Here is a 20264-nt window from a genome sequence, read left to right on the forward strand (position 1 = left end):
CCTCCGGGCGCTTCGTTCTTTCGTGTTTCCAGCTTATCAGATGTTTTCCGCTCCGTTTCCGGGGCTTCGTTCATCCAACTCGCCGGTGTCTTCCAGGACTTGACGCCCCGTCCGACGTTTCAAACACTAGCCGATCCCCGCTCCGAAAAGCGAATCCGGCCGCAATCCGATAAAACGTGCACGCCCAATAAGCACCAGGCCGCAACGCAAGCACGCGAAAACGACCGGCACGAACCGGAAGTGGTGTTTCAGAGGATTGGCTACCCCGGGACCGTCCGCGCGGATGCGTGTCCGGTGCTCCCTGCCAGGCAGCTCGAAGGACTGTACGCGTTTCTGTGGCCGGACGCAAACGGCGCGCAAAGGCGCTGGCCGGGCCCCGGGGGGAGGGGTCCGGCCAGCGCGACCGCGGAGCGGGGGCTCAGAGCTGGGGCTCAGGAGCCGTGCTCAGAAGGGGAGTTCAGCTGTTGGTGGGGAAGCCGAGGTTGATGCCGCCGTGCGACGGGTCCAGCCAGCGCTGGGTCACGGCCTTGCCGCGGGTGAAGAAGTGCACGCCGTCCGGACCGTACGCGTGGGAGTCGCCGAACAGCGAGGCCTTCCAGCCGCCGAAGGAGTAGTAGGCGACCGGCACCGGGATCGGCACGTTGATGCCGACCATGCCGACCTCCACCTCGAACTGGAAGCGCCGCGCCGCGCCACCGTCGTTGGTGAACAGGGCCGTGCCGTTGCCGTACGGGTTGGCGTTGATGAGCGCCACGCCCTCTTCGTAGGAGGCGACGCGCACGACGGAGAGGACCGGGCCGAAGATCTCGTCGTTGTAGACGGACATGCCGGGCTTCACGTGGTCGAACAGCGTGGGGCCGAGCCAGAAGCCGTCGGCGGTCGGGGCGCCGTTCTTGTCCTCGGTGGTGATCGGGTGCTTGCGTCCGTCCACGGCGAGCTCGGCGCCGTCGGCGAGGCCGGACTCGACGTAGGAGGTGACCTTGTCGCGGTGCTGGCCGGTGACCAGCGGGCCCATCTCGGAGTCGCCGTTGCAGCCGGGGCCGACCTTCAGGGCGGCCATCCGCTGCTTGATCTTGTCGACCAGCTCGTCGCCGATCGGGTCGACGGCGACGAGCACGGAGACGGCCATGCAGCGCTCGCCGGCCGCGCCGAAGCCGGCGTTGACGGCGGCGTCGGCGGCGAGGTCGAGGTCGGCGTCGGGCAGCACCAGCATGTGGTTCTTGGCGCCGCCCAGGGCCTGCACGCGCTTGCCGTAGCGAGTGCCGGTCTCATAGACGTAGCGGGCGATCGGGGTGGAGCCGACGAAGCTGACGGACTTGATGTCCGGGTGCTCCAGCAGGCGGTCGACGGCCACCTTGTCACCGTGCACGACGTTGAAGACGCCGTCCGGCAGCCCGGCCTCCTTCCACAGCTCGGCCAGGAAGTTGGCGGCAGACGGGTCCTTCTCCGAGGGCTTCACCACGACGGTGTTGCCCGCCGCGATGGCGATCGGGAAGAACCACATCGGCACCATGGCCGGGAAGTTGAACGGCGAGATGATCGCGACCGGGCCGAGCGGCTGGCGGATCGAGTAGACGTCGATGCCGGTGGAGGCCTGCTCGGTGAAGCCGCCCTTGAGCAGCTGCGGGATGCCGCAGGCGTACTCGACGACCTCCAGGCCGCGGGCGATCTCGCCCAGCGCGTCCGAGTGCACCTTGCCGTGCTCAAACACGATGATCGAGGCCAGTTCGTCGCGGCGGGCGTTCAGCAGCTCGCGGAAGGCGAAGAGCACCGTGGTCCGCTTGGCCACCGAGGCGGTGCGCCACTCGGCGAAGGCCGAGGCGGCCGCGGCCACGGCCTGGTCGACCTCGGCGATCTCGGCGAAGTCGACGTGGCCGGAGACCTGGCCGGTGGCCGGGTCGAAGATGTCACCGCGGCGGGGCGCCGCGCCGGCGGTGGCGACGGGCTTGCCGCCGATCCAGTGAATGATGTGCTTGCTCAAGGTCCGTCTGCCTCCGAAGTCCCGGGCGGCGTCCTGCCACCGGTCCGGTCTGGCGCCGCCCGCGAGAGGGTTGGGCGACGGGAATTCACGGGGCTACCGCGCTCGTCTCCCAGTCTGGTGGCCGCCCCGGCAGGGCTCAACGAACAGGCTGACGGGGATCCCGGATTCAGCCTTACAGGTCGTCCGGTTGCTGCTCCGAACGTGTGAAACGGCGGCCCCGGGGCTCAGGACTCCTCGTCCTCCAGGTACGGGTCGTGCAGCCCGTCCGCCGCCTCCTGGGTCTCCAGCAGGTCAAGCCGCAGGTCCTGTGCCCAGGCCAGCGCCCAGAGCTTCAGCCCGTCCACCGCCCCGGCCTCGACGCCCCGGGCGCGGAACCGGCCGTCCGCCGCCTCGGCCAGCGTCTCCAGCCGGTCGGCGAGCGCGGCGGGCTGGAATTCCGGGTCCAACTCACCAGCCAGCGCGAGAAGTTCGCCCTCCCGGTAGCAGCGGGTGAGGGCATGCACGTCGATCAGGTCACGCGGCACGCCCCGGTCGACCAGCAGCGCGGTGGTGAGCGCCGCCGCGTCCTCCAGCGCGACCACCGGTAGCACCACCGGCGGCTCGTCCGGCGCCGGGGCGCCCAGGTCGAGCCGGACCGGCCGGTGGCCGAGCGGTTCCTTCCGCAGTTCCACCGAGTGCGCCCGCCCAGCGCCAGCCGTACGGTCAGCTGCTCCAGGCGCGGCGTGCCGGGCCGCTCGGCGACCCCGCCGCCCGCCGCGCGGTACGCCTCGGCCAGCGCGGCGGCCACCTCCGGCAGGTCGGCGCCGCCGGTCGCCAGGGTGAGCCCGTCCTGCGGGCAGGCCGCGACCCCGTGCGCGCGCAGCGCGTGCCCGCCGGCCAGCGCCAGCCCGTACCGGGCGCAGGCGGGCGCGGCCAGGGCGGCCAGGCGCAGCTGGGCGGGGCCCGGCCGGAGCGAGACGTCGACGGCGTGCGGAGCGGTGGTCACGCCTCCAGTCTGACGCGGCCGCCCGCCCCACGCGCCACGCCGGGGAACGCGCGGGCGCGCACCAGCCGGTGAGCCCGGCCGCCGCCTCGTGCAGGACGAGCTCCAGCAGCACCGGGTCGTTGAGTCGCCCGGAGCCGTCGGGCGGGGCAGCCAGCGCACGCCCCGGCTGCTGCGTTCGGGGTGCGGGACGACGATCCAGGTGCCCTCCCCCGCGCAGCGCACGCTGGTGCCGACCCAGCGGGCGGCGGTGCCGACCGGCACCAGGAAGCTGACGTGCTCGTCCCCGAAGTCGATGAGGACCGGACCCCAGGAGCCGCTGTCCAGGACGTCCAGGGCCGCGGCCGACCTGACACGGGTCGCGTCACGCGGATCACGGGACGCCCGGAGCGGGCGCAGCTTGACAAGCCGGTCAGGAATCGAAACCGAGCCCCAGCCGGTCGAGCGTGCGCAGCCAGAGGTTGCGGTGGCCCCCGTTGCGGTCGGCCCGCTCCAGCGAGCGGGTGGTGATCTCGATCCCGGCCCAGCGCACCGGTTCGGGCGGGAACGGCAGCGGCTTGGAGCGCACCATCTCCAGCGAGGTGCGCTCGGTGCGCTCGCCCGCGAGCAGGTCGAGCATCACCTCGGCGCCGAAGCGGGTCGCGCCGACGCCGAGCCCGGTGTACCCGGCCGCGTAGGCGACCTTGCCCCGGTACGCGGTGTCGAAGAACGCCGAGAATCGGCTGCAGGTGTCGATGGCCCCGCCCCAGGCGTGGGTGAAGCGCAGCCCCTCCAGCTGCGGGAAGCAGCGGAAGAAGTGGTCGGCCAGAGTGCGGAAGGTCTCCGGCCGCTGGTCGTACTCGTGCCGGACGTGGCCGCCGTAGTGGTAGACCGCGTCGTAGCCGCCCCAGAGGATCCGGTCGTCGGCGGAGAGCCGGAAGTAGTGGAACTTGTTGGCGCTGTCGCCGAGCCCCTGCCGGCCGTGCCAGCCGATCGCGGCGAGCTGCTCCTCGCTGAGCGGTTCGGTCATCAGCGCGTAGTCGTACACCGGCACGACGTACGGACGGACGCGCTTGAGCAGGGACGGGAACACGTTGGTGCCGAGCGCGACCCGGCGGGTGAACACCCGGCCGTACGGGGTACGGGCGGCCATGCCGCTGCCGTACTCCCGCAGGTCGGCGGCCCGGGTGTGCTCGTAGACGCGGACGCCCTGGCTCAGGCAGGCGTCCTTGAGGCCCCAGGCGAGCTTGGCGGGGTGGACCATCGCCACGCCCTCCTTGTCCCAGAGGCCGCCGAGGAAGGTCGGCGAGTTCACCTCGGCGCGCAGCTGGTCGGCGTCCAGGACGGTGATGTCGAAGCCGTACCGGGCGACGGCCTCGGCGATCTCGTGCAGTTCCTCGACCTGGTGGGGCTGGGTGGCGACGTCGATCTCGCCGGTGCGCTCCCACTCGGCGTCGATGCCGTAGCGCTTGACGGCGGCCTCGATGCCGTCGAGGTTGGCGGCACCGAGGCGTTCCAGCTGGGCGAGTTCGGCGGGCCAGCGCTGCAGGCCGTTCCCGAAGCCGTGGGTGAGGCTGGCCGCGCAGAATCCGCCGTTGCGCCCGGACGCGGCCCACCCGACCTCGTTGCCCTCGACCAGCACGACGTCCAGTGAGGGGTCGCGTTCCTTGGCGATGAGGGCGGTCCACAGGCCGGAGTAGCCGCCGCCGACGACCAGCAGGTCGCAGGTGGTGTCGCCGACCAGGGCGGGCAGCGTCTCCGGCCGGCCGGGGTCCTCCAGCCAGAAGGGGCTGGGCCTGGCGTCACTGAGTGCGCGGGCGGAGTCCATGCATTATCAGCCACTTTCTACGGATAGATGACAGTTGTGCGCCACCGATGACCGGCCGTACGTCAGGTCGCGTGCCGGCGGTACGCCGGGCCTTCCACCAGGCGCCGTCAGGCGTTCCGTCAGGCGGTGGCCTTCCGACGGTTGCCGAGCCACTGTCCGGCGACGGTCAGCGCGACCGCGGCGACGAACATCGCGGTGCCGATGACGTTCACCTGCACCGGGATGCCGCGCTGCGAGGCGCCCCAGACGAACATCGGGAAGGTGACCGTGGTCGGGCCCGAGTTGAACTGGGTGATGATGAAGTCGTCGAAGGAGAGCGCGAAGCTGAGCAGCGCACCGGCGGCGATGCCGGGGGCGGCCAGCGGCAGGGTGACCCTCAGGAAGGTCTGGGTGGGGGTCGCGTAGAGGTCCTGGGCGGCCTGTTCGAGCCTCGGGTCCATGCTCATCACCCGCGCCTTGACCGCCGTCACCACGAAACTGAGGCAGAACATGATGTGCGCGATGAGGATGGTGGTGACGCCGAACGGGATGCGCATGTTGAGGAACAGCGTCCCCAGCGAGGCGGCCATGACCACCTCGGGCATGGCCATCGGCAGGAAGATCATCGCGGTGGCGGCCGAGCGGCCGCGGAAGCGGTAGCGGGCCAGCGCGAAGGCGACCATGGTGCCGAGCACGGTGGCGCCGATGGTGGCGAGCACCGCGATCTGCAGGCTGAGCGAGAGCGACCGGCACATGTCGGCCACGCCGCAGGGGTTGGTCCAGGCGTCGGTGGAGAACTCGTTCCACTCGTAGTTGAACTTGCCGACCGGCTTGTTGAACGAGAAGGCCAGCACGACCAGGTTGGGCAGCACCAGGTAGGCGAGGGCCAGCAGGCTGGCCAGCACCACCAGGTGGGCGCGGATCCACTTGGAAATCCGGGACATCAGACCAGTTCCTCCGTCCCGGCCTTGCGCATGTAGACCGTCACCATGCCCAGGATCAGGGCCATCAGGATGAAGCTCAGCGCGGCCGCCGTGGGGTAGTCGAGCACGTTCAGGAACTGCTTCTGGATGCCGTTGCCGACCATCTGCTCGCTCGGCGAGCCCAGCAGCTGGGCGTTGATGTAGTCGCCGGAGGCCGGGATGAAGGTGAGCAGGGTGCCCGCGACCACGCCGGGCAGCGAGATCGGGAAGGTGACCATGCGGAAGGTGGTGAACGGCCGGGCGTACAGGTCGCCGGCGGCCTCGTGCAGCCGGGGGTCGATCCGCTCCAGCGAGGTGTACAGCGGCAGGATCATGAACGGCAGGAAGTTGTAGGTCAGGCCGCAGACCACGGCGAGCGGGGTGGCCAGCACCCGGTCTCCGGAGGTGAGGCCGAGCGCGTTGGTGACGTCCAGGACGTGCAGGGTGTTGAGCGCTCCGACCACCGGGCCGCCGTCGGACAGGATGGTCTTCCAGGCCAGCGTTCGGATCAGGAAGCTGGTGAAGAACGGCGCGATGACCAGGATCAGGATGACGTTGCGCCAGCGCCGGTTCGCCTTGAAGGCGATGGTGTAGGCGAGCGGGTAGCCGATGGTCAGGCAGAGCACGGTGGCGATCGCCGCGTAGGAGAACGAGCGGACGAAGTGCCACTTGTACTCGACCAGGGCGTCCCAGTAGGTCGAGACGTGCCAGGTGACCTTGAATCCCTCTTCGAGCGAGCCGGTCTGCAGCGAGGTGGACGCCTGGTAGACCATCGGCACGGCGAAGAAGACGACCAGCCAGGCGATGCCGGGCAGCAGCAACCAGTACGGGGTGAGCTTGCGCCTGGGCTTCGGTTCCTTCGACGGCAGCGGGCCGCGATCCGGGGGTACGGCCTGCGGCGGCGCGGCCGGGGTGGTGGCGGTCATGCGGCCTCCTCCGCGGTGCCCGCGTCGATCGCCTGCGAAGCGTCCAGGGCGAAGGAGTGCGCCGGGTTCCAGTGCAGCAGCACGTTGGCGCCGGGGACGATCCGGGCGTCGCGCTCCATGTTCTGCTCGAAGACGGTGACCTCCTGGCCGCCCTCGGTGCGCACCACGTACTGGGTGGAGACGCCGATGAAGCTGGAGTCCACGACGGTGCCGGCCAGCTCGTTGCGGCCCTCGGCGACCTTCTCGGAGGCGTGGGTGATGGTGATCTTCTCCGGGCGCACGCCCAGGTGGACGCGCTTGGCGTCGGTGGCGCAGCGGGCCTTCGGCACCGCGAGGCGGGCGCCGGCCACGGTGAGCAGCAGGTCCGCGCCCGCACCGCCGGTGACCTCGGCGGGCAGCAGGTTGGACTGGCCGAGGAAGTTGGCCACGAAGGTGGTGGCGGGGTTCTCGTACAGCTCGGCGGGCGCGCCCAGCTGCTCGACCCGGCCGCCGTTCATCACCGCGATGGTGTCGGCCATGGTCATGGCCTCCTCCTGGTCGTGGGTGACGTGCACGAAGGTGATGCCGACCTCGGTCTGGATCCGCTTGAGCTCCAGCTGCATCTGGCGGCGCAGCTTGAGGTCGAGGGCGCCGAGCGGCTCGTCCAGCAGCAGCACCTTGGGGTGGTTGATCAGCGCGCGGGCGACCGCGACGCGCTGTTGCTGGCCGCCGGAGAGCTGGTGCGGCTTGCGCCTGGCGTACTGGCCGAGCTCGACCAGCTCCAGCATCTCGTCGACCTGCTTCTTGACGTCCTTCCTGCCGCGACGGCGCAGGCCGAAGGCGACGTTCTCGAAGATGTCCAGGTGCGGGAAGAGCGCGTAGCTCTGGAAGACGGTGTTCACCGGCCGCTTGTACGGGGGCAGGGCGGTGACGTCCTGTCCGCCGATCAGCACGGTGCCGGAGGTGGGCTCCTCCAGGCCGGCGATCATGCGCAGGGTGGTGGTCTTGCCGCAGCCGGAGGCGCCGAGCAGGGCGAAGAAGGAACCCTGGGGGACGGTCAGGTCGAGCGGGTGGACAGCGGTGAAGGAGCCGTAGGTCTTGCCGATGCCGGAGAGGCGGACGTCGCCGCCGGCCGCGTCGCGCAGCTGGTCTGTCATGGGGTGTCTTCCTGGGATCTCTGCCGTGGGCGGGAGTCAGGCGCCGATGAGCTTGGAGAACTTCTGCTCGAAGTCGCTCTCCTCGCCCTCGGCGAGCGTGCGGAACACGTGTGCCTTGGCCGCCATCTCGGGGGTGGGTACGACCAGCGGGTTGGCCGCGCTGTCCGGGGCGAGGGTGGCGAGCTCCTCCTTCATCCCGGTGACGGCGGAGACGAAGCCGATGCCGGCGACCAGCTGCGCCGCGATCTTCGGCTGATAGTAGAAGTCGATCAGTTTTTCCGCGTTCGTCTTGTGCCGCGCCTTGGCCGGGACCAGCATGTTGTCGGTCGAGGAGAGGTAGCCCTTCTCCGGGATCACGAACTCGATGTCCGGGTTGTCGGCACGCAGTTGGATCAGGTCGCCGCCCCAGGCGACGCACGCGGCGATGTCGCCGGAGGAGAGCTCCTGGCCGTAGTCGTTGCCGGTGAAGCGCCTGATCTGCTTGCTGTCGACGGCCTTCTGCACCCGGGCGATCGCGCCGTCGTAGTCGTCCGCGCTGAACTTCGCCGGGTCCTTGCCCATGTCCAGCAGGACCATCCCGATGCTGTCGCGCATCTCGGACAGGAAGGTGACCCGGCCCTTGAGGTCGGGGTCGTCCAGCAGCTGGGAGACGCTGGCGACCTCCTTCCCCCTGGTCGCCTTCCGGTTGTACGCGATGACGGTCTGGATGCCGGCCCACGGGTAGGAGTAGAGCCTGCCCGGGTCCCAGTCGGGGGCGCGGAAGCGGGGCTCGACGGTGGTGATCGCGGTCGTGACGTTCGCCGGGTTGAGCTTCTGCGCCCAGCCGAGCCGGATCAACCGGGCGGCCATCCAGTCGGTGAGCACCATCAGGTCGCGGCCGGTGTCCTGGCCGGACGCGAGCTGCGGCTTGACCTTGCCGAAGAACTCGACGTTGTCGTTGACGTCCTCGTTGTACTTGACCTTGATGCCGGTGGCCGCGGTGAAGGCGTCCAGGGTGCCGTGCTTCTGCTTGTCCTTCTCGTCGGTGTCCACGTAAAGCGGCCAGTTGGAGAAGTCGACCTCCTTCTCGCTGTCCGAGAGGTCCTTGGCCGCGTTGGCGGTCGAGTCGCCGGTCGCCCGGGGCGCCGCCGGGATCCCGCAGGCGGCCAGGGTGCCCGCGCCGGCGGTCAGCGCGGCGGCGCGCAGCAGGGTGCGGCGGCCGACCGCGGCCCGACCGCCGGTCAGACTGCGTTCCCAGGCCCTGCGGACCGGTTCGGGCAGACCGTCGGTGAGCTCGTTGAACGCCTTGAACACCATGGAACGGGCCTCCTGGGGGGGATTGAGGGCGCGTTGGGGGGAGCACCCTGGTCCGGGGGGGTTATCTGTCTCCGAAGACGGTGCGGTGCCAGTCCTTGCGGGCCACCGCGGTGGTGTCGAACATGACGTGCTTGACCTGGGTGTACTCGTCCAGCGAGTACTGGGACATGTCCTTGCCGTAGCCGGACGCCCTGTACCCGCCGTGCGGCATCTCGCTGATGATCGGGATGTGGTCGTTGACCCAGACGCACCCGGCGGCGATCTCCCGGGTGGCGCGCAGCGAGCGGTGCACATTGCCGGTCCAGGCGGAGGCGGCCAGGCCGTACGGGGTGTCGTTGGCCAGCCGCAGGCCCTCGCCGTCGCCGTCGAAGGGCAGCACCACCAGCACCGGGCCGAACACCTCGCCCTGGACCACCTCGCTGTCCTGGGCCGCGCCGGTGATCAGGGTCGGCGCGTAGTAGGCGCCCCGGCCGAGGTCGGAGCCGTCGTGGCCCTTCTGCGGCGCGGGGCCGCCGGTGACCACGGTGGCGTAGGAGCGGGCGCGCTCCACGAAGCCGGCCACCCGGTCCCGGTGGGCGTACGAGACCAGCGGGCCGAGGTCGGTGTGCGGGTTGCGCGGGTCGCCGATCCGGATCGCGGCGTACAGTTCGGCCACCCCGGCCGTGAAGGCGTCGTACAGCGGGCGCTGGACGTAGGCGCGGGTGGCGGCGGTGCAGTCCTGGCCGCCGTTGATCAGCGAGGCGGCGACGGCGCCGTGCACCGCGGCGTCCAGGTCGGCGTCGTCGAAGACCACGAACGGGGCCTTGCCGCCGAGTTCGAGGTGGGTGCGCTTGACGCTCGCGGTGGCGAGTTCGGCGACCCGCCTGCCGACCACGGTGGAGCCGGTGAAGGAGACCATCGCGACGTCGGGGTGGGCGACCAGGTGCTCGCCGGCCGTGCGCCCGGCGCCGGTGACCACGTTGACCACGCCGTCCGGGATGCCCGCCTCGGTGCAGGCCCGGGCGAACATCAGCGAGGTCAGCGGGGTCAGCTCGGCCGGCTTGAGGACGATGGTGTTGCCCGCCGCGACGGCCGGGAGGATCTTCCAGGCGGCCATCTGGAGCGGGTAGTTCCACGGCGAGATCGAGCCGACCACGCCAATCGCCTCGCGCCGCACGTAGGAGGTGTGGTCGCCGGAGTACTCGCCAGCCGCCTTGCCCTCCAGGTTGCGGGCGGCGCCGGCGAAGAAGGCGGTGTTGTCGATGGTGCCGGGGACGTCGAACTCGGTGGCCAGCTTGACCGGCTTGCCGGTCTGCGCGGTCTCCACCCGGGCGAGGTCCTCCGCCGCGTCGGCCAGTACGGCGGCCAGCCGGGTGAGCGCCTCGGCCCGGGCGCCCGGGGTGGCGGAGGACCAGCCGGGCAGGGCTGCCTTCGCGGCGGCGACGGCGGTGTCCACGTCGGCGGCGGTGGCCAGTGCGACCTGTTCGACCACGCTGCCGTCAGCGGGGTTGACGACCTGGAAGGGTTCGCCGCCGCCCCGCGTCTGACGGCCCGCGATGTACTGCGCGCCCGCGCCGAAGTCGGTCAGGTCCATCTGGTTCCTCCAAGTGCCGGCGGTTCGACCGCACGCCGCGGTCCGTGCTTCCGCCGTGGGGGTCTGCGGTCCCGCTGACCTTGCCCGGTTCGGGATTGACGTGACAAGGGTCACGTCGACAGTCTCGACACAAAGGGCCTTACAGGGTGCAAGGCCCTTCGCAGGGCAACAGGTCGTCGCCACGATGGATGATTCACCTGACACTCTGCCCACTCCGAATCCCACTCCGATCCCCACTACGGCCCTCCCCCGGCCCTGGAGGCCACGATGCTCCCCACCGTCGCCCGAGTACTCGACCTGGAGGTGATGCGGCGTGGCCTGCCCCAGGTGGTGGCCGGCGCCGACCGCCTGGAGCGGCCGGTCCGCTGGGTCCACGTCAGCGAGCTGCCCGATGTCGCCGGGATGCTGCAGGGCGGCGAGCTGGTGCTGACCACCGGCATCGCACTGCCCGAGGACCGCGAGGGCCTGGCCCGCTACGTCCGCGACCTGGACGAGGTCGGGGTGGCCGGCCTGGTGGTCGAGTTCGGTCGGCGCTACTTCGACTCGCTGCCGCGCGCCCTGGTGAACGCCGCCGAGCAGCGCGGGCTGCCGCTGATCACGCTCCGCCGCGAGGTGCGCTTCGTCGCCGTCACCGAGGCCGTGCACGCCCTGGTGGTCAACGCCCAGCTGGAGCAGCTGCGGGTCTCCGAGTCGGTCCACCAGGTGTTCAACGAGCTGGTGGTGGAGGGCGCCGAGGCGCCGGAGGTGATCCGTCAGGTGGCCCGGATGGCGGGCGCGCCGGTGGTCCTGGAGAACCTGGCCCACCAGGTGCTCGCCCACGATTCCGCCGGACGCCCGGAGGTCGAGCTGCTGGAGGACTGGGAGCGCCGCTCGCGCGGGGTCCGTCCGCCCGGCCGCACCGGCCACGACCCGCGCAGTGGCTGGCTGGTCACCACCGTCGGCGCCCGCGGCCAGGACTGGGGCCGGCTGGTCCTGATCCAGGAACCGGGACCGCTGCCCGAGGGCGAGACCCACCCGCACGCCATGCTGCTGGAGCGCGGCGCCTCCGCGCTGGCGCTCAACCGGCTGGTGGTGCGCGACCGGGAGAGCCTGGAGCGGCAGACCCACCGCACCCTGCTCTCCGGCATCCTCACCCACGCGCTGACCGTCTCCGAGGTGGCCCTGCGTGCCCAGGCGCTCGGCGTCCCGCTGGAGGGCCGCCGGCTGGTCGGCGTGGTGCTGCGCCAGCGCCGCGGGCCGATCCCGGCCGCGCTGGAGGCGCAGGCCCGACTGCGCGACTTCACCGAGCTGGCCGCCGGCGCGGTCCGGGCCTGCCGGCTCTCGGCCCTGGTCGGCGCGCTGGACGACGAGGGCGTGGGCCTGCTGATCGCGCTCGGCGCCCAGCAGGACGAGCACGCCGCGCTGGACTCCTTCTCGGCCACCCTGCGCCGGATGTCCGCCGAGGCCGGTCGGGAGGGCGCCGACGCCCCGGGCCCGGTGGTCGCGGTCGGCTCCTCGGTCGGCTCGGTCCGCGACGCCCGGCGCACCCTGCTGGAGGCCGCCCAGGTCGCGGACGCCGCCCTGCACGATGCGCCCGGCGGCGGCCGGACCGCCTCCTACTACCGGCTGCCCGACGTCCGGCTGCGCGGCCTGCTCCACCTGCTGCGCGACGACGCCCGCCTGCAGACCTACGTGGAACGGGAGTTGGGCCCGCTGCTGGCCCACGACGCCGAGCACAACGGCCAGCTGGTGCAGATGCTGCGGATCTACCTGGAGCAGGGCCGGAACAAGTCGGCGGCTGCCGACGCCGCGCACCTGTCCCGGCCGTCCTTCTACGATCGGCTGCACAAGGTCGAGCGCATCCTCGGCGTCGACCTCGACCAGGTGGAGTCCTGCTTGTCCCTGCACGTGGCGCTGCTCGCCCTGGACGCCGTACGCCGCTGATCGACGGCGGTCACACCCCGGTCCCCCTCACACTCCGGTCATGTGCCCCCGGAGCTTGTGCGGCCCGCGCGCCTCGTCCAGTCCGGCGAACAGGGTGACCCGGCCCCAGAGATCGGGTGCCCACGGGTCCACGGTGGACTTCAGCTCCCGGCCGAGCGCCTTGCGGTTGTACGCGATGCCGGTGATCCCGGGCGCTCCGGCGCCGAACGGCGGTCCTCGGCGACCTACGCCGACGGGATGCCACAGCCGGTCAGCGTCCCGGCGCCGAGCACCGCGGCCCGCCGAGCACGGAACGTCGGCGTCCGCGTGCGGGGCCCTGCGGGCGGCTCGGGGCGGAACGGCGGGGCAGGGGGGAGCTGCTGGACATGTGGGCCTTCCGGAGCGTGGGACGGCCCCGGACACACGGGTGCCCGGGGCCGTCCTGGTAGGTACGTCAGAGAGTGTGCGCGTCGGTGAGCGACAGCACCTCGTCCAGCACCGCGAGGCCGGTCTTGGCCTCCTCCTCGGTGACGGTGCACGGCGGAACGACGTGGAAGCGGTTCATGTTGACGAACGGCCAGAGCCCGCGCTGCTTGCAGGCAGCGGCCAGCTCGGCCATCGGCGCGCTGTCCGCGCCCGCGGCGTTGTACGGGACGAGCGGCTCGCGGGTCTCCCGGTTCCGCACCAGGTCGAGCGCCCAGAACACGCCCAGGCCGCGCACCTCGCCGATCGAGGGGTGCCGCTCGGCCAGCTCGCGCAGCCCGGGGCCGAGCACCGTCTCGCCGATGTGCTTGGCGTTCTCGACGATGCCCTCCTCCGCCATGGCGTTGATGGTGGCCACCGCCGAGGCGCAGGCCAGCGGGTGCCCGGAGTAGGTGAGCCCGCCGGGGAAGGGCCGCTCGGCGAAGGTGGCGGCGATCTCGGCGTTGATCGCCACGCCGCCCAGCGGCACGTAGCCGGAGTTGACGCCCTTGGCGAAGGTCATGAGGTCCGGGACGACGCCCCAGTGGTCGGCGGCGAACCACTCGCCGGTGCGCCCGAAGCCGGCCATCACCTCGTCCAGGATGAACACGATCCCGTAGCGGTCGCAGATCTCCCGCACCCCGGCCAGGTACCCCGGCGGCGGGATCAGGATGCCGGCGGTGCCGACCACGGTCTCCAGGATGACCGCCGCGACCGTGCCCGGCCCCTCGAACGCGATCACCTGCTCCAGGTGCTCCAGCGCGCGCTCGCACTCCTGCGCCTCGTTCTCGGCGTGGAAGTTGGAACGGTAGGGGTACGGGCCCCAGAAGTGCACCACACCGGAGACGCCGGTCTCGTTGGCCCAGCGCCGCGGGTCGCCGGTGAGGGCGATCGCGTTGGCGGTGGCGCCGTGGTACGAGCGGTAGGTGGACAGCACCTTCTGCCGACCGGTGTGCAGGCGGGCCAGCCGGATGGCGTTCTCGACGGCCTCGGCGCCGCCGTTGGTGAAGAAGATCTTGTCCAGGTCGCCCGGGGTGCGTTCGGCGATCAGCCGGGCGGCCTCGCTGCGCGACTCGACCGCGAAGCCGGGAGCGATGGTGCAGAGCTTCGCCGCCTGCTCCTGAACCGCGGCGACCACCTTCGGGTGCTGGTGGCCGATGTTGGTGTTGACCAGCTGCGAGGAGAAGTCGAGGTAGCGGTTGCCGTCGTAGTCCCAGAAGTACGAGCCCTCGGCGCCGGCCACCGCGAGGGGGTCGATCAGCGCCTGGGCGGACCACGAGTGGAAGACGTGCGCGCGGTCGGCGGCCTTGACGGCCTGGCCGGCGGCTGAGTCAGCGGTGGGGATGCTCATGCCGGTAAGGCTAGGGCCGCCCGCCGACGAAGTGCAGTTCCATCCTGTCAGCCCGTCACGCGACCCGCCGACAGGATGCAAAGCGACAGGGCCCGGATCGAAAAGACCCGGGCCCCTTGTCGATTCAGACGATCATCAGATCGCAGTCATGACGTGCTTGACCCGGGTGTAGTCCTCGAAGCCGTACGCCGACAGGTCCTTGCCGTAGCCGGACTTCTTGAAGCCGCCGTGCGGCATCTCGGCGACAAGCGGGATGTGGGTGTTGATCCAGACGCAGCCGAAGTCCAGGCGGCGCGACATCCGCATGGCGCGGGCGTGGTCCTTGGTCCACACCGAGGAGGCCAGCGCGTACTCGACGCCGTTGGCGTACTCGACGGCCTGGTCCTCGTCGGTGAACTTCTGCACGGTGATGACCGGGCCGAAGACCTCGTTCTGGATGATCTCGTCGTCCTGCTGCAGACCGGACACGACGGTCGCGGCGTAGAAGTAGCCCTTGTCGCCGACCTGGTGGCCACCGGCCTCGACCTTGGCGTGTGCGGGCAGACGCTCGATGAAGCCGGCGACCTGCTTCAGCTGGTTGGCGTTGTTCAGCGGGCCGTACAGCACGTCCTCGTCGTCCACACCGCCGGTCTTGGTCTCGGCCGCGGCCTTGGCCAGCGCCTCGACGAAGGCGTCGTGGATCGACTCGTGCACCAGCACGCGGGTGGCGGCGGTGCAGTCCTGGCCGGCGTTGAAGTAGCCCGCCACCGAGATGCCCTCGACGGCCTCGGCGATGTCGGCGTCCTCGAAGACCACGACCGGGGCCTTGCCGCCCAGCTCCAGGTGGACGCGCTTGACGTCCTTGGAGGCGGACTCGGCGACCTGGATGCCGGCCCGGACCGAGCCGGTGATGGAGGCCATCGCCGGGGTCTTGTGCTCGACCATCAGCTTGCCGCTCTCGCGGTCACCGCAGATGACGTTGAAGATGCCGGCCGGCAGCTCCAGGTCCTTGAGGACGCCGCCGATGATCTCGGCCAGCAGCACGGTGGAGGCAGGGGTGGTGTCCGAGGGCTTCAGCACGACCGTGTTGCCCGCGGCGATGGCCGGGGCGAACTTCCACACCGCCATCATCATCGGGTAGTTCCACGGCGCGACCTGGGCACAGACGCCGACCGGCTCGCGGCGGATGATCGAGGTCATCCCGTCCATGTACTCACCGGCGGCCTTGCCCTCCAGCAGGCGGGCGGCGCCGGCGAAGAAGCGGATCTGGTCCACCATCGGGCCGATCTCCTCGGAGAGGGTCAGCGCGCGGGGCTTGCCGGTGTTGCGCACCTCGGCGTCAACGATCTCGTCGGCCCGGGCCTCGACCGCGTCGGCGATCTTCAGCAGCAGCTTCTGCCGGGTGCTGGGGGTGGCGTCGCGCCAGATCGGGAACGCGGCGGCAGCCGAGGCCATGGCCGCGTCCACGTCAGCGGCACCGGACAGCGGCGACGTCGCGTACACCTCGCCGGTGGTCGGGTCCACGATGTCGAGCGTGCGGCCGTCAGCCGCGTCGACGAACTCACCGTTGATGTAGTTGCGCAGCGCGCGAAGGTCGCTCACGGGTCTCTCCTCGGTCTGGGCCTGCGGCATTGCAGATTCCGGCGCCATGGTACGTCGGCGGATCCGGCCTACGAAGGGTGCCGAGTGGCCGAGCCCTAAGCGGCGCGGTCCACTGGTGGCGGAATGCGCGCCGCCCTGCGGGGGTGCGCGCGTACCGTGCCAGGGTAGCCGCAAGACCGCCGGGATCGACAGGCATGACTCGCGTACACGATGAAATCCGCATGCGATCTCCAAGATCACGACGAAATCAGCAGTTTCCTCGCTTGCGAACAGGGGAACGATCAGGCACAGTGGCCGCGTGGCCAACCGCGACCGGAACGCGAGCGTTCCCCTCGACGCCGCCTCCAAGGCGATCATCGAGCAGCTCCAGGAGGACGGGCGCCGCCCGTACGCCGCCATCGGCAAGGCCGTCGGCCTGTCCGAGGCGGCCGTACGACAGCGCGTCCAGAAGCTGCTCGACCAGGGCGTGATGCAGATCGTCGCCGTCACGGACCCGCTCACCGTCGGCTTCACCCGCCAGGCGATGGTCGGCATCCGGGTCGAGGGCGACATCGAGCCCGTCGCCGACGCGCTGGCCGCCCTCGACGAGGTCGACTACGTCGTCTGCACCGCAGGCTCGTTCGACCTCCTGGCCGAACTGGTCTGCGAGGACGACGAGCACCTGCTCGAACTGATCAACAAGCGCATCCGCGCGCTTCCCGGCGTGCGGAGCACCGAGAGCTTCGTTTACCTGAAGCTCCGGAAACAGACCTACACCTGGGGCACCCGATGACAGCCGACCCGGCGCAGAAGGACCTTTCCAAGACCGCCTACGACCACCTGTGGATGCACTTCACCCGCATGTCGTCGTACGAGAACTCCCCCGTGCCGACCATCGTCAAGGGCGAGGGCACGTACATCTGGGACGACAAGGGCCGGAAGTACATCGACGGCCTGGCCGGCCTGTTCGTCGTGCAGGCCGGTCACGGCCGCACCGAGCTCGCCGAGGTCGCCGCCAAGCAGGCCAAGGAACTCGCGTTCTTCCCGATCTGGAGCTACGCGCACCCCAAGGCCGTCGAGCTGGCCGAGCGCCTGGCCAACTACGCCCCGGGCGACCTGAACAAGGTCTTCTTCTCCACCGGCGGCGGCGAGGCCGTCGAGACCGCCTGGAAGCTCGCCAAGCAGTACTTCAAGCTGATCGGCAAGCCGACCAAGTACAAGGTCATCTCCCGCGCCATCGCCTACCACGGCACCCCGCAGGGCGCGCTGTCCATCACCGGCCTGCCGGGCCTCAAGGCCCCGTTCGAGCCGCTGGTGCCGGGCACCCACAAGGCCCCGAACACCAACATCTACCGCGCCCCGCACTACCTCGAGGGCCCCGACGGCACCGTCGACCCCGAGGCGTACGGCCGCTGGTGCGCCGACCAGGTCGAGGAGGCCATCCTCTTCGAGGGCCCCGAGACCGTCGCCGCCGTTTTCGTCGAGCCGGTGCAGAACGCCGGCGGCTGCTTCCCGCCGCCGCCCGGGTACTTCCAGCGCCTGCGCGAGATCTGCGACCGCCACGACGTGCTGCTGGTCTCGGACGAGGTCATCTGCGCGTTCGGCCGCCTCGGCACCATGTTCGGCGCCGACAAGTTCGGCTACGTGCCGGACATGATCACCTGCGCCAAGGGCATGACCTCGGGCTACTCCCCGATCGGCGCCACGATCATCTCGGACCGCATCGCCGAGCCGTTCTACAAGGGTGACAACACCTTCCTGCACGGCTACACCTTCGCCGGCCACCCGGTCTCCTCCGCCGTGGCGCTCGCCAACCTCGACATCTTCGAGCGCGAGGGCCTGAACCAGCACGTGCTCGACAACGAGTCGCGCTTCCTGGGCACCCTCAGCAAGCTGCGCGACCTGCCGATCGTCGGCGACGTCCGCGGCAACGGCTACTTCTACGGCATCGAGCTCGTGAAGGACAAGGTCACCAAGGAGACCTTCAACGACGAGGAGACCGAGCGCGTGCTCTACGGCTTCCTCTCGAAGGCCCTCTTCGACAACGGCCTGTACTGCCGCGCCGACGACCGTGGCGACCCGGTCGTCCAGCTGGCCCCGCCGCTGATCTCCGACCAGTCGACCTTCGACGAGATCGAGCAGATCCTGCGGACCAGCCTCACCGACGCGTGGGCGAAGCTCTGATCCCCTGAGCCCCCTTCCCCACCCTCCGCCGAAGGGCGGCCCCGCTCCCCGCGGGGCCGCCCTTCGGCGTCCCTGCCCGGCGGCCCGGCAACATCACAGTCGTACGACCAAACATGCCTGAATGCGGGTGATTTGCCCGTGATGGACCAGTGCGCCGCAACCGCGACCGGTCCCGGTCGTTCTAATCTGACGACTGTCATATCCCTGCGGCACCCAGGATGGAACCTCATGTCAGCGGCACCGCCTGACAACGACGTGCTGTGGGCTCGAGGGATCGTCAAGTCCCTTTACGGCACGCCCGCCCTGCGCGGCATCTCGATCGGCGTCCGCGAGGGCGAGGTACTCGCCGTCACCGGCCCGCGCGGCTCCGGAAAGAGCACCCTGCTCGGCTGCCTCTCCGCCCAGCTCACGGTCGACGAGGGCGAGGTCTGGTTCAACAGCTCCCCCGTGCACACCCTCGGCCGGGCCGGCCGCGAACGGCTGCGCCGCGACCGTTTCGGCTTCGTCGGCTCCGAACCGCACCTGGTCCCCGAACTGACCGCCCGCGAGAACGTCGCCCTGCCGCTGCTGCTCGCCGGGGCCGGCAACAAGGCCGCCTGCACCGCCGCCGACGAGTGGCTGGAGCGCCTCGACGTCGGCGAGATCGGCCGGCAGCGCCCCGACCAGCTGGCCCAGAGCCAGCGCCAGCGGATCGCCGTGGCCCGCGCCCTCGCCCCGCTGCCGCCCGTCGTCTTCGCCGACGACCCCACCGCCCCGCTGCACCGCGAGGCCGCCGACCAGGTCCTGCGGATACTGACCAGCGCGGCCCGCTCGCACCAGCTCACCCTCGTCCTGGCCACCCACGACCCCGAACTCGTCCGGTTCGCGGACCGCGCCGTAGCCCTCGTCGACGGACGGCTCACCGCCCCCGCCGCCCCCGTCCCGCGCGACACCGCCGCCCCGGGGACGACCAATGCGTCCGCCGTCACGGCCACCCGCCGCTGACGACGCCCAGCCGCTGAAAGAGTCGACGTGTTCTACCTCCGTCTGGCCCGGGGCTACCGGGTGCCCGACCTCGGCCGCTGGCTGCTCACCGCACTGGTCGCCGGCGTCGTCGCCGCCTTCCTGCTGCGCTCCCTCGGCCGGGCGCTGAGCGACCCGCTCGGCGGCACCGACGGGCTGGTCCGGCTGCTCTGGTGCCTGCCCCCGCTCGCCGCCGTCGCCTGGTTCGCGGCCGTCGCCGCCCGCTCGGTGCCCGCCCGGCGGCCCGAGCGGATCGCCGGCCTCACCGCCGCCGGCGCCGGCTCCCGCAGGATCCGCACCCTGATCGCCGGCGAGGTCGTCCTCGCCTGCACCCTCGGCAGCGTGCTCACCCTGCTGCTCTTCCTGGTGCTGCGCAACGACATCGCGGGGCCCTCGCTCGCCCCCGACCTCGGCATGGGCGTGCCGTTGCCGGCCGCCGCGCCGGTCACCCTGCTCGCCCTGGTCCCGCTCACCGCCGGCATCGCCGCCGCCTGCGCGGTACCCACCGCCGACACCCTGCCCGGCGGCCGCACCCGCGGCCGGACCGGCTTCGGCGTCTGGCGAATCGCCCTGCCGATCGGGCTGGTGGTGATCGGCGCCGCGCTCGAACTCATCGCACTGCGGCCCGACGCCGCCGCCGACGGACGCCCGATCCACCTGCCCGCTGGGCTCGGCACCACCAGCACCGCCGCCCTCGGCGGCTGGACAGCCAGCGCGCTCGGCCTCGCGCTGCTCACCGGCCCGCTGCTCGCCTGGACCGGACGGCTGCTCGCGATCGGTCGGCCCACCCCGCTGCGGCTGCTGGCCGGACGCGGTCTCACCGCCCAGGCCCGGCGGCTCGGGCCGCCGCTGGCCGTCCTCACCCTCACCGTCGCGCTGGTGCTCACCACCATCCGCTACTGGATCGGCACGCCCGACAGCGCCGACGTGCTGCCCGCCGTCGAGGCCTGCCTGGTGCTCGGCTGTGCGGCCGCCGCGGTGGTCTCCCGGCTGGCCGAGGTCCGCACCGACCGCAGCGAGGTCACCGACGCACTGTTGCGCCTCGGTGCCTCGCCCCGGCTGCTGTTCGGCGCGGTCGCGCTGCGCACCCTCGCGGTCGGCACCGCCCTACTGCTGACCGGCGGGACGACCGCCGCGCTGGCGGCCGCCGGACTGCGCTAG

General features: G+C 71.3%; 16 protein-coding genes and 2 pseudogenes. 5 read left to right on the forward strand and 13 right to left on the reverse strand.

Annotation, left to right across the window (positions count from 1 at the left end; translation table 11 throughout):
• Positions 1-457 precede the first annotated feature (457 nt).
• The 10 genes and pseudogenes from ACWC9T_RS19925 to ACWC9T_RS19970 form a co-directional block, all read right to left on the reverse strand.
• Positions 458-1981: a CoA-acylating methylmalonate-semialdehyde dehydrogenase gene (locus ACWC9T_RS19925; protein WP_449822364.1), complete on the reverse strand. Its 1524-nt coding sequence runs from the start codon at positions 1979-1981 to the stop codon at positions 458-460.
• A 224-nt stretch (positions 1982-2205) separates the two neighbouring features.
• Positions 2206-2562, reverse strand: a complete 357-nt coding sequence (locus ACWC9T_RS19930; RefSeq protein ID WP_449822365.1) for a hypothetical protein — start codon at positions 2560-2562, stop codon at positions 2206-2208.
• The gene (locus tag ACWC9T_RS19935; protein WP_449822366.1) at positions 2490-2966 is read right to left on the reverse strand and encodes a hypothetical protein; all 477 of its coding nucleotides are present in this window, start codon (positions 2964-2966) and stop codon (positions 2490-2492) included. The genes ACWC9T_RS19930 and ACWC9T_RS19935 overlap by 73 nt, the downstream gene beginning before the upstream one ends.
• A gap of 70 nt (positions 2967-3036) precedes the next feature.
• Positions 3037-3272, reverse strand: a pseudogene (locus ACWC9T_RS19940) (hypothetical protein); the annotation flags it as partial.
• A 103-nt stretch (positions 3273-3375) separates the two neighbouring features.
• A complete protein-coding gene (locus ACWC9T_RS19945) occupies positions 3376-4770 on the reverse strand; it encodes an NAD(P)/FAD-dependent oxidoreductase (RefSeq protein ID WP_449822367.1) in 1395 nt (464 codons plus the stop codon).
• A 119-nt stretch (positions 4771-4889) separates the two neighbouring features.
• Positions 4890-5693, reverse strand: a complete 804-nt coding sequence (locus tag ACWC9T_RS19950; protein ID WP_449822368.1) for an ABC transporter permease — start codon at positions 5691-5693, stop codon at positions 4890-4892.
• The gene (locus tag ACWC9T_RS19955; protein ID WP_449822369.1) at positions 5693-6637 is read right to left on the reverse strand and encodes an ABC transporter permease; all 945 of its coding nucleotides are present in this window, start codon (positions 6635-6637) and stop codon (positions 5693-5695) included. The genes ACWC9T_RS19950 and ACWC9T_RS19955 overlap by 1 nt, the downstream gene beginning before the upstream one ends.
• Complete coding sequence (locus ACWC9T_RS19960) at positions 6634-7773, reverse strand: ABC transporter ATP-binding protein (protein ID WP_449822370.1); 1140 nt, start codon at positions 7771-7773, stop codon at positions 6634-6636. Before ACWC9T_RS19960 ends, ACWC9T_RS19955 begins: the two co-directional genes overlap by 4 nt.
• A gap of 36 nt (positions 7774-7809) precedes the next feature.
• A complete protein-coding gene (locus ACWC9T_RS19965; protein ID WP_449822371.1) occupies positions 7810-9069 on the reverse strand; it encodes a polyamine ABC transporter substrate-binding protein in 1260 nt (419 codons plus the stop codon).
• A 61-nt stretch (positions 9070-9130) separates the two neighbouring features.
• Positions 9131-10642, reverse strand: coding sequence for a gamma-aminobutyraldehyde dehydrogenase (locus ACWC9T_RS19970; protein WP_449822372.1), 1512 nt, complete (start codon positions 10640-10642; stop codon positions 9131-9133).
• A 267-nt stretch (positions 10643-10909) separates the two neighbouring features.
• On the opposite strand from ACWC9T_RS19970, the gene ACWC9T_RS19975 reads away from it, so the two are divergent.
• On the forward strand, positions 10910-12565 hold the full coding sequence (locus ACWC9T_RS19975) for a PucR family transcriptional regulator (RefSeq protein ID WP_449822373.1): 1656 nt from the start codon (positions 10910-10912) through the stop codon (positions 12563-12565).
• Positions 12566-12634: 69 nt separating this feature from the next.
• Here the strand turns inward: ACWC9T_RS19975 and ACWC9T_RS19980 are convergent.
• The 3 genes and pseudogenes from ACWC9T_RS19980 to ACWC9T_RS19990 all read right to left on the reverse strand — a co-directional run.
• A pseudogene (locus ACWC9T_RS19980) lies at positions 12635-12754 on the reverse strand (spermidine/putrescine ABC transporter substrate-binding protein); the annotation flags it as partial.
• Between the two features lie 244 nt (positions 12755-12998).
• Positions 12999-14357 (reverse strand): aminotransferase class III-fold pyridoxal phosphate-dependent enzyme, encoded by a 1359-nt coding sequence (locus ACWC9T_RS19985; RefSeq protein WP_449822374.1) that lies wholly within the window; start codon positions 14355-14357, stop codon positions 12999-13001.
• Between the two features lie 135 nt (positions 14358-14492).
• Positions 14493-15968, reverse strand: a complete 1476-nt coding sequence (locus ACWC9T_RS19990; RefSeq protein WP_449822375.1) for a gamma-aminobutyraldehyde dehydrogenase — start codon at positions 15966-15968, stop codon at positions 14493-14495.
• A gap of 268 nt (positions 15969-16236) precedes the next feature.
• On the opposite strand from ACWC9T_RS19990, the gene ACWC9T_RS19995 reads away from it, so the two are divergent.
• The 4 genes from ACWC9T_RS19995 to ACWC9T_RS20010 all read left to right on the forward strand — a co-directional run bounded on the left by ACWC9T_RS19995 (position 16237) and on the right by ACWC9T_RS20010 (position 20264).
• Positions 16237-16710, forward strand: coding sequence for an Lrp/AsnC family transcriptional regulator (locus ACWC9T_RS19995; protein WP_030243538.1), 474 nt, complete (start codon positions 16237-16239; stop codon positions 16708-16710).
• On the forward strand, positions 16707-18101 hold the full coding sequence (locus tag ACWC9T_RS20000; protein ID WP_350508287.1) for an aspartate aminotransferase family protein: 1395 nt from the start codon (positions 16707-16709) through the stop codon (positions 18099-18101). Before ACWC9T_RS19995 ends, ACWC9T_RS20000 begins: the two co-directional genes overlap by 4 nt.
• Before the next feature lie 228 nt (positions 18102-18329).
• The gene (locus ACWC9T_RS20005; RefSeq protein WP_449822376.1) at positions 18330-19085 is read left to right on the forward strand and encodes an ABC transporter ATP-binding protein; all 756 of its coding nucleotides are present in this window, start codon (positions 18330-18332) and stop codon (positions 19083-19085) included.
• A gap of 27 nt (positions 19086-19112) precedes the next feature.
• Positions 19113-20264, forward strand: coding sequence for a hypothetical protein (locus tag ACWC9T_RS20010; RefSeq protein WP_449822377.1), 1152 nt, complete (start codon positions 19113-19115; stop codon positions 20262-20264).

It is taken from the genome of Kitasatospora sp. NPDC001159 (assembly GCF_053598235.1).